Origin of the sequence: Marivita sp., assembly GCF_051251565.1 — a bacterium.
GTDB lineage: Bacteria > Pseudomonadota > Alphaproteobacteria > Rhodobacterales > Rhodobacteraceae > Marivita.
This window is the reverse complement of record NZ_JBPOFB010000004.1, coordinates 212186-224459: the sequence shown is the minus strand read 5'-3', so window position 1 is coordinate 224459 and position 12274 is coordinate 212186. Positions and strand designations below refer to the sequence as shown.

12 protein-coding genes are annotated in these 12274 nt (G+C 60.5%); 8 read left to right on the top strand and 4 right to left on the bottom strand.

The genetic code is table 11. The features are described 5' to 3' along the window. Positions 1–39: 39 nt before the first annotated feature. Positions 40–1278, top strand: a complete 1239-nt coding sequence (locus ACSHXH_RS07785; protein WP_435671212.1) for an MFS transporter — start codon at positions 40–42, stop codon at positions 1276–1278. Between the two features lie 10 nt (positions 1279–1288). Here the strand turns inward: ACSHXH_RS07785 and ACSHXH_RS07780 are convergent, their stop codons facing one another. The 3 genes from ACSHXH_RS07780 to cysS all read right to left on the bottom strand — a co-directional run bounded on the left by ACSHXH_RS07780 (position 1289) and on the right by cysS (position 5272). Beyond that, positions 1289–2065, bottom strand: a complete 777-nt coding sequence (locus ACSHXH_RS07780; RefSeq protein WP_435671211.1) for a squalene/phytoene synthase family protein — start codon at positions 2063–2065, stop codon at positions 1289–1291. Further along, positions 2062–3681, bottom strand: coding sequence for a citramalate synthase (gene cimA, locus ACSHXH_RS07775; protein WP_435671210.1), 1620 nt, complete (start codon positions 3679–3681; stop codon positions 2062–2064). Before cimA ends, ACSHXH_RS07780 begins: the two co-directional genes overlap by 4 nt. Before the next feature lie 175 nt (positions 3682–3856). Beyond that, on the bottom strand, positions 3857–5272 hold the full coding sequence (gene cysS / locus ACSHXH_RS07770) for a cysteine--tRNA ligase (protein WP_435671209.1): 1416 nt from the start codon (positions 5270–5272) through the stop codon (positions 3857–3859). Positions 5273–5539: 267 nt separating this feature from the next. Between cysS and ACSHXH_RS07765 the strand changes: the two genes are divergently transcribed. After that, complete coding sequence (locus tag ACSHXH_RS07765; RefSeq protein WP_435671208.1) at positions 5540–6721, top strand: pyridoxal phosphate-dependent aminotransferase; 1182 nt, start codon at positions 5540–5542, stop codon at positions 6719–6721. Continuing rightward, entirely contained in the window at positions 6721–7059 is a 339-nt protein-coding gene (locus ACSHXH_RS07760; protein ID WP_435671207.1) for a TfoX/Sxy family protein, read from the top strand. Before ACSHXH_RS07765 ends, ACSHXH_RS07760 begins: the two co-directional genes overlap by 1 nt. A gap of 60 nt (positions 7060–7119) precedes the next feature. Here ACSHXH_RS07760 and ndk read toward each other — a convergent pair whose 3' ends face one another. Further along, positions 7120–7542, bottom strand: coding sequence for a nucleoside-diphosphate kinase (gene ndk / locus ACSHXH_RS07755; RefSeq protein WP_435671206.1), 423 nt, complete (start codon positions 7540–7542; stop codon positions 7120–7122). 193 nt (positions 7543–7735) lie between these two features. Between ndk and ACSHXH_RS07750 the strand changes: the two genes are divergently transcribed. The 5 genes from ACSHXH_RS07750 to ACSHXH_RS07730 all read left to right on the top strand — a co-directional run bounded on the left by ACSHXH_RS07750 (position 7736) and on the right by ACSHXH_RS07730 (position 12266). Next, positions 7736–9589, top strand: coding sequence for an ABC-F family ATP-binding cassette domain-containing protein (locus ACSHXH_RS07750; protein ID WP_435671205.1), 1854 nt, complete (start codon positions 7736–7738; stop codon positions 9587–9589). A gap of 42 nt (positions 9590–9631) precedes the next feature. After that, positions 9632–10255: a MarC family protein gene (locus tag ACSHXH_RS07745; protein ID WP_435671204.1), complete on the top strand. Its 624-nt coding sequence runs from the start codon at positions 9632–9634 to the stop codon at positions 10253–10255. A 70-nt stretch (positions 10256–10325) separates the two neighbouring features. Continuing rightward, on the top strand, positions 10326–10907 hold the full coding sequence (locus tag ACSHXH_RS07740; RefSeq protein WP_435671203.1) for a retropepsin-like aspartic protease family protein: 582 nt from the start codon (positions 10326–10328) through the stop codon (positions 10905–10907). Between the two features lie 76 nt (positions 10908–10983). Next, positions 10984–11796 (top strand): arginyltransferase, encoded by an 813-nt coding sequence (locus ACSHXH_RS07735; RefSeq protein WP_435671322.1) that lies wholly within the window; start codon positions 10984–10986, stop codon positions 11794–11796. A gap of 83 nt (positions 11797–11879) precedes the next feature. Beyond that, positions 11880–12266 (top strand): cupin domain-containing protein, encoded by a 387-nt coding sequence (locus tag ACSHXH_RS07730; RefSeq protein ID WP_435671202.1) that lies wholly within the window; start codon positions 11880–11882, stop codon positions 12264–12266. The last annotated feature ends 8 nt before the right edge of the window (positions 12267–12274 follow it).

Here is a 12274-nt window from a genome sequence, read left to right as displayed (position 1 = left end):
CACTTGCAAGAAATTGAATTTGGACCTACGGCTGCTGTCATGAGTACACTTGACCACGCCACCCCGGACGACGCCACAGAAAATCGCCGCGCCAAGCGCAATGTCTATGTGCTGGTTCTGGCACAAGCGATCCTGGGCGCGCAGATGCCGATGCTGTTCACCGTGGGTGGGCTGGCGGGGCAATCGCTGGCGTCAAATATCTGTTTTGCCACGCTGCCGATTTCCCTGATCGTTCTGGGTTCAATGATCACCGCCACACCGATCTCGGCCTTCATGCAGAAATTCGGACGCCGCGCCGGGTTTGCCGTGGGGGCACTGGGCGGGGCATTGGGCGGCGCAATCGGCGCATACGGACTTTATATCGCATCGTTTCCAGTGTTCTTGTTGGGCAGCTTCCTGACTGGAATCTACATGTCGGCCCAAGGCTTCTACCGCTTTGCCGCCGCCGACACTGCGACGGATGCCTTCCGTCCCAAGGCGATTTCTTATGTAATGGCCGGCGGTCTGGCCGCAGCAGTGCTCGGGCCACAATTGGTCAAGGCGACAGCGGATTCCTATGTTGTGCCGTTCCTTGGCACTTATTTCGCGGTGATTGTTCTCAACGTGGTCGGCTCTGCCCTGTTCCTGTTCCTCGACATCCCGAAACCCAAAGCGCCACAGGCGGACGACCCCAAAGGCCGCACCCGGTTGGAGCTGTTGAAAACCCCGCGCATCGCCGTGGCAATCATCTGCGCAATGGTCACCTACGCGCTGATGAACCTTGTCATGACCTCGACCCCGCTTGCGGTTGTGGGGTGCGGGTACACGGCTGGAAACGCCGCCGATATCGTGTCGGCGCATGTGCTGGCCATGTTCGCGCCATCCTTCTTTACCGGCCACTTGATCGTGCGCTTTGGCGTCGAAAAGATCGTCGCTGCGGGGCTTGTCATTCTGGCTGCCGCCGGTGCCGTTGCCTTGCAGGGCGTCGAGATCGAGAATTTCTATATCGCCCTGATCCTCTTGGGCTTTGGCTGGAACTTTGGCTTCATCGGCGCAACTGCCATGCTGACCGCTGCGCATGAACCGCATGAACGCGGACGTGTTCAGGGCATGAACGATGTGCTGGTGTTCGGCGGTGTGACCATCGCGTCGCTGGCCTCGGGCGGGTTGCTGAACTGTTCCGGCGGCACCCCGGTCGAAGGCTGGAGTGCGGTGAACATGGCTATGGCCCCGTTCCTGATGCTGGCTGGGGGCGCGTTGATCTGGTTGACGCTGCGGCCCAAGGACCAGACGGTCTAGGCCACCCGACCTACCAGCGCCCCGACATGGCCTGCCACATCAGCCGGGCTTTCTTGGCCGCCTCAGAGCTGCCCAAAGTGCCATCGGTCACACGGCGCGGATCGGTTTTGGCCTGTGTCAGGATCGGTCCTGCCTGCCAGGCAGCCAAAGTCACCGGCCGGGCAGCCAAGGGGATCGTCGCCCGTGCCTTGCGGGATTTTACCAAACGGTCAAATCCTTCAGTGGCCAGCGCCCGAACCGCCTCGGGCCGCCCATCAACAAGAGGCCTGCGCCCGAGCCGTTCCAGCTCTGGCACCGCACGCAAGAACTGCGCGAGACCCATGGCATAGCCCAGATCACGCAGCGCGACAGGCGCGGTGCCGGTGAGGGCCTGCGATGCGGCCAGCAGCAAGGAGGCGGCTGTGTCTTCGATATATTTTGAAAATGCGGCATCATCTTCAAATGGATCACGATAAACGTCCCAAAGCCGCGCCTGAACCGCCCGCTGCAAGATCCGCGCGGCTGGCGCGTCAAGCACATGCGCGAGCGAGGTGACAACCTCGTGCCGCCGAACCAGTCCACCGCTTGCGATTTCCTCAAGCGCGTCTGCCCACCATTGCAACCGCATCTCGGCGATGATCGCCTCTTGCGTCACCCATGGCGCCCGCGACACCTCGACGTTGAAGGCATAGATCGGGAACAGCACTTTGCGCACAGCCACAGGCGCGGCCATCGTGGCGGCAAAGCGGTCGGGATCACCGCGTTCCACCAGTTGCGCACAGGCGATCAGATCGACGTCAAAGCTCATGTCGGGTGCGTGTCCCGCACCAGTTTCCAGCGCACCGCATCCAGCAGCGCCTCGAAGGACGCGTCGATGATGTTGGCGCTGACGCCCACGGTGGACCAGCGCCGCCCCTGCCCGTCTTCGCTGTCGATGATCACGCGGGTCACGGCTTCGGTGCCGCCTTGGGTGATGCGGACCTTGAAATCCACCAGACGCAGATCGTCGATGATGTCCTGATAGGGCCCGAGATCCTTGGCCAGCGCCTTGGACAGCGCATTCACCGGCCCGCGGTCATTGCCCAGCTCGTCCATCGACTCGCTCACCGACAGTTTCTTTTCGTCCCCGACTTTGACGACAACAACCGCCTCGGAATGCGAAATCATCTTGTTGTATTTGTTCTTCCGCCGCTCCACAGTCACGCGGTAGCGCTTGACCTCGAAGAAGTCGGGCAATTGCCCCAACTCTTCGCGCGCCAGCAATTCGAAACTCGCCTGTGCCGTGTCGTAGGAATAGCCTTCGGCCTCGCGCGCCTTGATCCGGTCAAGGATGCGGGCCAGCGCGGGGTCTTTGTCTTTGATCGTGATCCCCGCCTCGGACAGGCGACGGCGCAGGTTGGACTGGCCTGCCTGATTGGACATCGGGATCACCCGGCGATTGCCCACTTGTGCGGGGTCGATATGTTCATAGGTTGTCGGATCCTTGAGGATCGCGCTGGCATGCAGACCCGCCTTGTGGGCAAAGGCCGACGATCCGACATACGCCGCCTGCTTCAGCGGCACGCGGTTCAGGATCTCGTCCAGCATCCGGCTGATCCGGGTCATCCCGTCCAGCGCTTCAGGCGTGACCCCGGTCTCATAGCTGCTGGCGTAGGGTTCCTTGAGCAGCAGTGTTGGGATCAGCGCGGTCAGGTTGGCATTGCCGCAGCGTTCGCCCAAGCCGTTCAGCGTGCCCTGGATCTGGCGCGCACCGGCATCGACGGCGGCCAGTGTGGCGGCCACGGCCATTTCGGTGTCGTTGTGGGTGTGGATGCCCACATGATCGCCGGGAATGCCGCTTTCGATCACTGCTTGGGTGATCCGTCCCACCTCGGAGGGCAGCGCGCCGCCATTGGTGTCGCACAGCACCACCCAGCGCGCGCCCGCGTCATGGGCCGCGCCTAGGCAGGTCAGCGCGTAATCTGGATTCGCTTTGTAGCCGTCAAAGAAGTGTTCAGCGTCAAACAGCGCCTCGCGCCCCTGCGCCACGACATGCGCGATGGACGCGCGGATGTTTTCGACGTTTTCATCCAGCGTGATGCCAAGCGCTGCGGTGACGTGGAAATCATGCGTCTTGCCCACTAGACAGACAGCCTGCGTGCCCGCATTCATGACCGCTGCCAGCACATCATCATTGTCCGCAGACCGGCCCGCGCGTTTGGTCATACCAAAAGCGGTGACAGTGGCTTTCGTGTGCCCGACCTCATCGAAAAACGCGCTGTCGGTGGGGTTTGCACCCGGCCAGCCGCCTTCGACATAGTCGATACCGAGGGCGTCGAGCGCGGCGACAATGCGATGCTTTTCGGGGGTCGAGAACTGCACACCCTGCGTTTGCTGTCCGTCGCGGAGCGTGGTGTCGTAAAGGGTGAGGCGGATTTTGGTCATCGGATCGTCCCTGTAGAACAGAGGGCCGCGCCCGACCCTGAAGCCTTGTCTTTACCGTCGACGCAACGTGCAAAGGGCAGCCCCCGGCCGCGGGCGGGGGAGAAGCCCCCGCCCATGGGGGCGGTCGGGGGCTGCCCGGCGTGCCGCCGGGCGGAGTGGTTTGAATCGCAGGGGTTCATTTCGAAGCAACCTTTTCAAGCGGTGCTAGCTGAAAATTCGCTTCGCGCTTATAAATAGTCTCACCATCCTTCTCAAAACGAACTGAAACTCCTGCCTCTTTGAAGGCATCACGAATCTCATCTGATCGACTGAAGTTTTTCTCAGCACGCGCCTTTTGCATTTCTTGGATCAATTCTTCAATCAAAGGTCTCACTGTTTCGCCTTCAACTAGAAAATCGAAAACGCCAGCATCAGTCTCACTTAAAGGCAATTCCATTGACAGGAATTTCAAAACAGATTTGAGCTCTTCATATTCACCGCCGTTACTCATTCTGTGTAACTCAGCAATAGCGCCGGGTGTGTTTAGGTCGTTCGATAATATCTCGATAAATTTTGTCGGCAGGCTATCGGAGGCTTTGACGTCTTTGGTGAAAAGTGCCCACTTCTCCAAAGTCTCTTTCGCTTGCTCCGCCTTCTTCTCCGTCCAGTCCATCGGCTTCCGGTAATGCGTCGACAGGAACACAAACCGGATCACCTCGCCCGGCACGCCCTGATCCAGCAAATCCCGCACGGTGAAGAAATTGCCCAGAGACTTGGACATCTTCTTGCCCTCGACCTGCAACATCTCGTTGTGCAGCCAATAGCGGGCAAACCCATGCCCCGCGCATTTCGACTGCGCGATCTCGTTCTCGTGGTGCGGAAACATCAGGTCGTTGCCGCCGCCGTGAATGTCGAATTCCGTGCCCAGCAATTCATGCGCCATGGCCGAGCATTCGATGTGCCAGCCCGGACGCCCCCGGCCCCACGGGCTTTCCCAACCCGGCAGGTCATCGGTCGATGGTTTCCACAGCACGAAATCCATCGGATTGCGCTTGTAGGGTGCAACCTCGACCCGGGCACCAGCGATCATGTCGTCGATGGAGCGGCCAGACAGTTTGCCATAGCCTTCGGGCCAACTGTCCACAGCGAACAGAACATGGCCATCGGCGGCATAGGCGTGGCCTTTGGTGATCAGATCTTCGATGAACGCGACCATTTGGTCCACGTATTGGGTTGCGCGCGGCTCATGGTCGGGGCGCAAAGCGCCAAGCGCATCCATATCGGCGTGATACCAGCCAATCGTTTCGTCCGACCGTTCCCGGATCAGCGCCTCAAGCGTGCCGTCTGCCCCCGCTGCGCGCCGCTTTTGGGCGGTTTCGTTGATACGGTCGTCCACATCAGTGAAATTGCGCACATAGGTGACGTGATCCGCGCCGTAGACATGGCGCAACAGACGGTAAAGCACGTCGAACACAATCACCGGCCGCGCGTTGCCCAGATGGGCGCGGTCATAGACAGTGGGTCCGCAGACATACATCCGCACGTTGGTCGGATCGAGAGGCGTAAATTCCTCTTTGGTGCGGGTGGCGGTGTTGGTGAGCCGGATGGTCATGGGTGCTCCTCGCGGGCCGGGATTGCGGCGGGAGTAGCAACTTCATCTAAAGATGGGAATAGAAGACCGGCCCGCCAAATGGATTAGCGGGTAATGCAGCGAATGTGTGTTGCGATACGGGTCATGTGAACGGGGTATCCGGATTCCATGCTTGCGGTCAAGAATTTTGCGCACAAGCCGTTTTGCAACGGCTGCGGTCACACCTGTTCGATCTGGACTCTCGGTCACCCGCTCTGGCAGGACAGGAGGAACCATTCGGAGAGCCCTATGCCAGCCTTGTCACACCGCATCACCACGTTGAACGGAGACGGATCAGACGGATGGGATGTGTTTTACCGCGCCCGCGCGATGGTGGCGGCGGGGCATGACGTGACCGAACTGACCATTGGCGAACATGACATCCGCACCGATCCGTCGATCCTGAACGCAATGCACCAGAGCGCCCTAGGCGGCCACACCGGATACGCGCTGGTTCCCGGCATCGCGGCGCTGCGCGACGAAGTGGCCACACGGGTACAGGCACGGTCCGGCGTGCCGACCCTGCGTGAGAACGTGCTGATCACCCCCGGCGGTCAGGCGGGGCTTTTTGCCGCTCATATGGCGGTCTGCGCGCCCGGAGACATCGCTGTCTATGTCGACCCGTATTACGCCACCTATCCCGGTGTGGTTCGCGCCGCCGGCGCGCAGCCGCGCGTCGTGGCCACGCGGTCCTCGCAAGGGTTCTTGCCAGAACGGGTGGCGCTGGAGGCGGCCTGCGAGGGTGCCGCGTCTTTGCTGATCAACACACCGAACAACCCCACAGGCGCAGTCTATCCGCGCGCGACATTGCAAGGGATCGCCGATGTGGTGCGCGCGCGGGACATGTGGCTGATCTCGGACGAGGTCTATGACACGCAAGTCTGGGACGGAGCGCATCTGTCGCCCCGCGCCCTGCCCGCAATGGCCGAACGCACATTGGTGATCGGGTCAATGTCGAAAAGCCATGCCATGACCGGCAGCCGCATCGGCTGGATCGTTGGACCAGAGGTGGCCATCGAAAGTCTGATCGATCTGGCGACCAACACCACCTACGGCGTGCCCGGCTATATTCAGGACGCCGCCTTGTTCGGTTTGCGCGCGGGTGCAGAACTTGAAGCCGAAATTGCGGCCCCGTTCCAGCGCCGGCGTGCGATTGCGGAGCGGATGTTGGGCGAACAGCAAGTGGTGCGGATGATCCCGGCACAAGGCGCGATGTATGTGATGCTGGATGTGCGCGCCACGGGCCTGTCTGGCGAGGGCTTTGCCAATGCATTGTTGGACACATGCGCGATTGCAGTGATGCCGGGCGAAAGCTTTGGCGCGTCAGCGGCGGGCCATGTGCGGGTTGCCATGACTGTAGATGACGCGCGGTTCGAGACCGCCTTGCGCAGCCTGTGCGACTTTGCTGCCGGGTTGGCCAAAGCGGCGTGATGGCAGAGCCGGTCTCCTCCATCCGCAATCTCGGGCCTGCGATGGAAGAGGCCTGCGCCAAGGCTGGTATCACATCAGCAGAGGCCCTGCGCGAGATCGGCGCGGATGCAGCCTATCTCAGGCTTTTGCTATCGGGCACGCAGCCGCATTTCATCGGGTTTTATGTGTTGCACATGGCATTGCAGGGACGGCCCTGGAACGATTGCAAGGGCGACGAGAAAAAGGCCCTGCGGGTCAGGTTCGATGCCATCAAGGCCGAAGTGGCCGCGCGGTCAGACGGTGTGCCGTCCGGGATCGAGCGGTTCATGGACGAGATTGGAGTGAGGCTGAAACGATAAGGCCGGGCACACCGGCCCGGCCTTACGCATTGAACGGTGCGTGTAAGCACGCCCCCAACTTTAGCCGACCAGTTCGAGACCCGAGAAGAAAAACGCAATTTCTTCTGCGGCTGTTTCCGGTGCGTCGGACCCGTGGACCGAGTTTTCGCCAACGGATTCAGCGAATTCTGCACGGATGGTGCCAGCGGCTGCGTCTGCGGGGTTCGTGGCGCCCATGACTTCGCGGTTCTTGGCAATCGCGCCTTCGCCTTCGAGCACCTGAACCACAACCGGCTCGGACGCCATGAACTCGCACAGCTCGTCATAGAAGGGGCGTTCAGCGTGGACCGCGTAGAACTGGCCTGCCTGCGCCTTGGTCAGGTGGATGCGCTTTTGCGCGACGATGCGCAGACCAGCGTCTTCGAACTTGGCATTGATTTTGCCAGTCAGGTTGCGGCGTGTTGCGTCGGGTTTGATGATCGAGAATGTGCGTTCGAGGGCCATGTTGGTCGCTCCGTTGAGTGAATGATTGCGCGCCCGTTAGCATGCAGGTTTCGCGTTGGAAAGCCCTTGCAGGGGCTTTGCATCCTTGCCCTGCAAGGATTTGAGGGCTCTGCCCTCAAACTCCCGGGATATTTTTGAACCCGAGAAGATATGGGCGCTGGTTTGTTGCGTTTGGCGTTGGTAAGGGCGTGCCATGTTGAAGATTGAAGATATCACCTACGCGGTAGACGGTCGTCCCTTGTTCGAAGAAGCATCGGCGGTCATTCCTGATGGTCACAAGGTCGGCCTTGTCGGCCCCAACGGTGCGGGCAAGACCACGCTGTTCCGGTTGATCCGGGGCGAACTGGCTTTGGAGGGCGGCGCGATTTCGGTGCCGCGCGGCGCACGCATTGGCGGCGTGAGCCAAGAAGTGCCCGGATCGGACATTTCGCTGCTAAACACTGTGCTTGAGGCCGACACCGAGCGTGCGGCCCTGATGGCCGAGGCCGAGGCCGCCACGGACGGCGCGCGCATTGCCGAGGTGCAGACGCGGCTGGCCGATATTGACGCGTGGTCCGCCGAGGCCCGTGCGGCGGCGATCCTCAAGGGTCTGGGCTTTGACGATGCCGATCAGCAGATGCCCTGTTCGGCCTTTTCCGGTGGGTGGCGGATGCGGGTTGCCTTGGCCGGGGTGCTGTTCTCGCAGCCCGATCTGTTGCTGCTGGATGAGCCGACCAACTATCTTGATCTTGAAGGGGCGTTGTGGCTCGAAAGTTATCTGGCGAAATACCCCTACACTGTCATCGTAATCAGCCACGACCGGGGCTTGCTGAACCGGGCGGTGGGGTCGATCCTGCACCTCGAAGAGCGGCAATTGACCTATTACCAAGGCCCGTATGACCAATTCGCCCGCCAGCGCGCAGAGCGGCGCGCGCAGGCCACGGCGGTCGCCAAGAAACAACAGGCGCGTGTGGCGCATCTTCAGTCCTTCGTCGACCGGTTCCGTGCCAAGGCCAGCAAGGCCAAGCAGGCGCAATCGCGGCTCAAGATGATCGAACGCATGGACATGGTCAGCGCGCCCGAAGACATCGCCAAGCGCGTCTTCAGCTTCCCACAGCCAGACGAACTGTCGCCGCCAATCATCCGGGTCGAGAACGGCGTCACCGGCTATGGGGACACCGAGGTGCTGCGCAAGCTGGACCTGCGGATCGATCAGGACGACCGGATCGCGCTTTTGGGCAAGAACGGTCAGGGCAAATCCACGCTGGCCAAGCTGTTATCGGATCGTTTGCCCTTGATGGCGGGACGGATCACGCGGTCCTCGAAGCTGCGCATCGGGTTCTTTGCCCAGCATCAGGTGGACGAGCTTCATATTGATGAAACACCGCTGGATCACCTGCGGCGCGCCCGTCCCGGTGAAATGCCAACACGGCATCGGGCGCGGCTTGCCGGCTTTGGCCTGATGGCGGCGCAGGCGGACACGGTGGTGGGCAAGCTGTCGGGTGGGCAAAAGGCACGTCTGTCGCTATTGCTGGCCACGCTGGACGCGCCACATCTGCTGATCCTTGATGAACCGACCAACCACCTTGATATCGAAAGCCGCGAAGCGCTGGTCGAGGCGCTGACCGCCTATTCCGGCGCGGTCATTCTGGTCAGCCACGACATGCACCTCTTGTCGATGGTGGCAGACCGATTGTGGCTGGTGAAGGACGGCTCGGTCACGCCTTATGAGGACGATCTGGACGCCTATCGCACGATGCTGCTGACCCCGGACAAACCGGCCAAGGTAGAAAAGCCCAAACCCGCGCGCCCTGCCCGGCCTGACCGAGACACGATGCTGGCGATGAAGGCGGACGTGCGCAAATGCGAAGCGCGGATCGAAAAGATTGAAGGAATGCGCGAAACGCTGGCGAAAAAGCTGGCTGACCCGGCGCTTTATGAACCGGGGCGCAAGGGCGAGCTTGAGACCTGGAACAAGAAATATGCTGAAGTCATGGAAGGGCTGCACAAGGCCGAAGCCCTTTGGGAAGCGGCATTGAAAAAGCTTGAGGCGGCAGAGGCGATCTGAGCCAACTTGCACCGCTTGCGCAAACATGATTGAGCCTTTGGCATGGACACCGCTTTTCTCATCTCGGCTTTTGTGACCCTGTTTGTGGTTATTGACCCAATCGGCCTGACCCCGGTGTTCATTGCATTGACGCCCGGCATGACTGCCGAACAGCGGCGCGCGATTGCGATACGGGCGACGATCATCGCCGCGGGACTCCTGTTCCTGTTCGCATTCTTCGGCGAGCAGGTGCTGGGCTTTATCGGGATTTCCATGCCGGCCTTTCGCATCGCCGGCGGCATTCTGTTGTTCCTGACCGCGCTCGACATGTTGTTCGAACGTCGCACAAAACGGCGCGAGGATCAGGCGGGGCATGACGATGTTCCCGATCCATCGGTCTTTCCAATTGCCATTCCGCTGATTGCCGGTCCCGGTGCGATTGCGTCCATTATCCTGCTCACAGGCGAGGCAGAGGGGGCCGTTGGCATGGCATCGATCCTGGCTGTGATGGTTGGCGTTCTGGTGATTGTCTTTGTGATGTTCCTAAGCGCCAATGTCATCGAGCGTGCGTTGGGCAAGACCGGGATTGTCGTGGTGACGCGGCTTTTGGGGATGTTGCTGGCGGCGCTGTCTGTGCAGTTCGTGCTGGATGGTATCCGCGGATTTGGGCTTGTCTTAGGAAGTTGACGCGGCCCCGCCCTACACAAACGACCCTATCAATCCTACATTACCGGTCGGGACGAACTTGGGGTGAGCAATGTCTGGCATGGACTACGGCAATCTGGCCTATCTGGGCATTCTGGCAACCGCCCTTGTGGTCTGGTTCGTCGTACAGAACCGCCAGAGCCTCAATAAGACGCTGCAACAGGCCGCGCTTTGGGGACTTATCTTTATGGGCGTGCTGGCCGGTGTGGGCCTTTGGGAGGACATCCGCCAAACCGTGCAGCCGCAGCAGATGGTGATGTCTGACGCAGGCCGCATAGCAGTGCCTCGCAGCCCGGATGGGCACTACTACCTGACGCTTGAGATCAACGCGACGCCGGTGCGGTTTGTCGTGGACACCGGCGCCACCAGTATGGTTTTGACCCGCGAGGATGCCAGACGGATCGGACTGAACGAGGAAGATGTGATCTTTTATTCGGAAGCTATGACCGCCAATGGCCTTGTGCGCACTGCGCCTGTAAGATTGGAAGACGTGGCACTTGGACCGTTTCACGACAGCAACCTGCGGGCCTTTGTGAACGAGGGTGAGATGACCAAATCTCTTTTGGGGATGGAGTATCTGCACCTCTTTCGCCGTTTGGAAATCAACAACGGGCAGCTGATCCTCGAACGCTAAAGCGTCCCCCTTTCTGGGGGGTTGGCTGATCCAAAGGCTTAAGCTACGGTCGCATCGTACTGACGAAGAGATGACCATGCGCCACTCCTTGCCACTTGCGCCGCAGTTCTACGTGACTGCGCCCCAACCCTGCCCGTATTTGCCGGGCCGGATGGAACGCAAGCTGTTCACCGCCCTTCAGGGTGAAGCTGCTGACAAGCTGAACAACAGCCTGTCAAAGCAGGGCTTTCGTCGCTCGCAAAACGTGCTTTATCGCCCGTCTTGTTCGGATTGCGCGGCCTGTTTGTCGGCGCGTATTTCGGTTTCAGATTTCCGTCTCTCGCGCAGTCAAAAGCGCACGGTCAAGCGCAATGCGCACCTGACCCGCCGCGCCAGCAGCGCCTGGGCCACCGAAGACCAGTACGAGCTGTTTCGCACCTATCTTGACGCGCGCCATGCCGATGGCGGGATGGCCGATATGGATGTGTTCGACTTCGCCGCTATGGTCGAGGAAACTCCAATCCGGTCGCGGGTGATCGAATACACCGACAATACAACGCGCGACTTGCAGGCGGTGTGCCTGACAGATGTGCTCGATGATGGGTTGAGCATGGTCTATTCATTCTACAGCCCGGATGTACCAGCCCAAAGCCTAGGCACCTACATGATCCTTGATCACGTCGAGATCGCGCGCGAGGCCGGGTTGCCCTATATCTATCTAGGCTACTGGGTACCCGGCAGCACCAAGATGGGCTACAAGGCGTCGTTCTCGGGGCTTGAGCTCTACCGTCACGGGGGATGGGAACCGTTTCTCAACCCCGACAGCTATTGTGCGGACACGCATCCGATGTCGACCGATCCGATTGCCGAACAGGTCGCCAATATCTCGTTGCCGGATTTGCGGAGCTGATCCAACGCTGCCTTGCTTGCCATCGGAACGAACCTTTCGGCCTCTGCATTATACCTGATGTAACGACATGAGGAGCACCAATCATGGCAGAGCACCACGCACCTGTGATGCCCATCGCAAAACTTGCACGACACAATGACAAATTCCGGGACGTGATCTGGACCGGCGACAAGACACAGCTTGTTCTGATGGCTATTCCCGAAGGCAAGGAGATCGGCGGCGAAACCCATGCCGGGCATGACCAGATGCTGTATTTCGTTGACGGCATGGGCCGCGCGACCATCGGCAAGACCGAGATGGATATCTCGGCGGGAGACGTGGCGATTGTGCCGTCGGGCACGTATCACAACTTCCAAAATGTCGGCAGCGGAATGTTGCGGCTTTTTACAACCTATTCACCACCCGAACACGCGCCTGGCACGGAACACGGGACCAAGGCTGATCAAGAGGCCGACCCGGCTGCGGCATAAGCCGTCAC

What these genes read in the sequence shown, in the direction of transcription:
- ACSHXH_RS07785 (WP_435671212.1), top strand. Translation starts at nt 40, where the DNA reads ATGAGTACACTTGACCACGCCACCCCGGACGACGCCACAGAAAATCGC.
- ACSHXH_RS07730 (WP_435671202.1), top strand. Translation starts at nt 11,880, where the DNA reads ATGGCAGAGCACCACGCACCTGTGATGCCCATCGCAAAACTTGCACGA.
- ACSHXH_RS07740 (WP_435671203.1), top strand. Translation starts at nt 10,326, where the DNA reads ATGTCTGGCATGGACTACGGCAATCTGGCCTATCTGGGCATTCTGGCA.
- cimA (WP_435671210.1), bottom strand. Translation starts at nt 3,681, where the DNA reads ATGACCAAAATCCGCCTCACCCTTTACGACACCACGCTCCGCGACGGA.
- ACSHXH_RS07765 (WP_435671208.1), top strand. Translation starts at nt 5,540, where the DNA reads ATGCCAGCCTTGTCACACCGCATCACCACGTTGAACGGAGACGGATCA.
- ACSHXH_RS07760 (WP_435671207.1), top strand. Translation starts at nt 6,721, where the DNA reads ATGGCAGAGCCGGTCTCCTCCATCCGCAATCTCGGGCCTGCGATGGAA.
- ACSHXH_RS07745 (WP_435671204.1), top strand. Translation starts at nt 9,632, where the DNA reads ATGGACACCGCTTTTCTCATCTCGGCTTTTGTGACCCTGTTTGTGGTT.
- ndk (WP_435671206.1), bottom strand. Translation starts at nt 7,542, where the DNA reads ATGGCCCTCGAACGCACATTCTCGATCATCAAACCCGACGCAACACGC.
- ACSHXH_RS07750 (WP_435671205.1), top strand. Translation starts at nt 7,736, where the DNA reads ATGTTGAAGATTGAAGATATCACCTACGCGGTAGACGGTCGTCCCTTG.
- ACSHXH_RS07735 (WP_435671322.1), top strand. Translation starts at nt 10,984, where the DNA reads ATGCGCCACTCCTTGCCACTTGCGCCGCAGTTCTACGTGACTGCGCCC.
- cysS (WP_435671209.1), bottom strand. Translation starts at nt 5,272, where the DNA reads ATGACCATCCGGCTCACCAACACCGCCACCCGCACCAAAGAGGAATTT.
- ACSHXH_RS07780 (WP_435671211.1), bottom strand. Translation starts at nt 2,065, where the DNA reads ATGAGCTTTGACGTCGATCTGATCGCCTGTGCGCAACTGGTGGAACGC.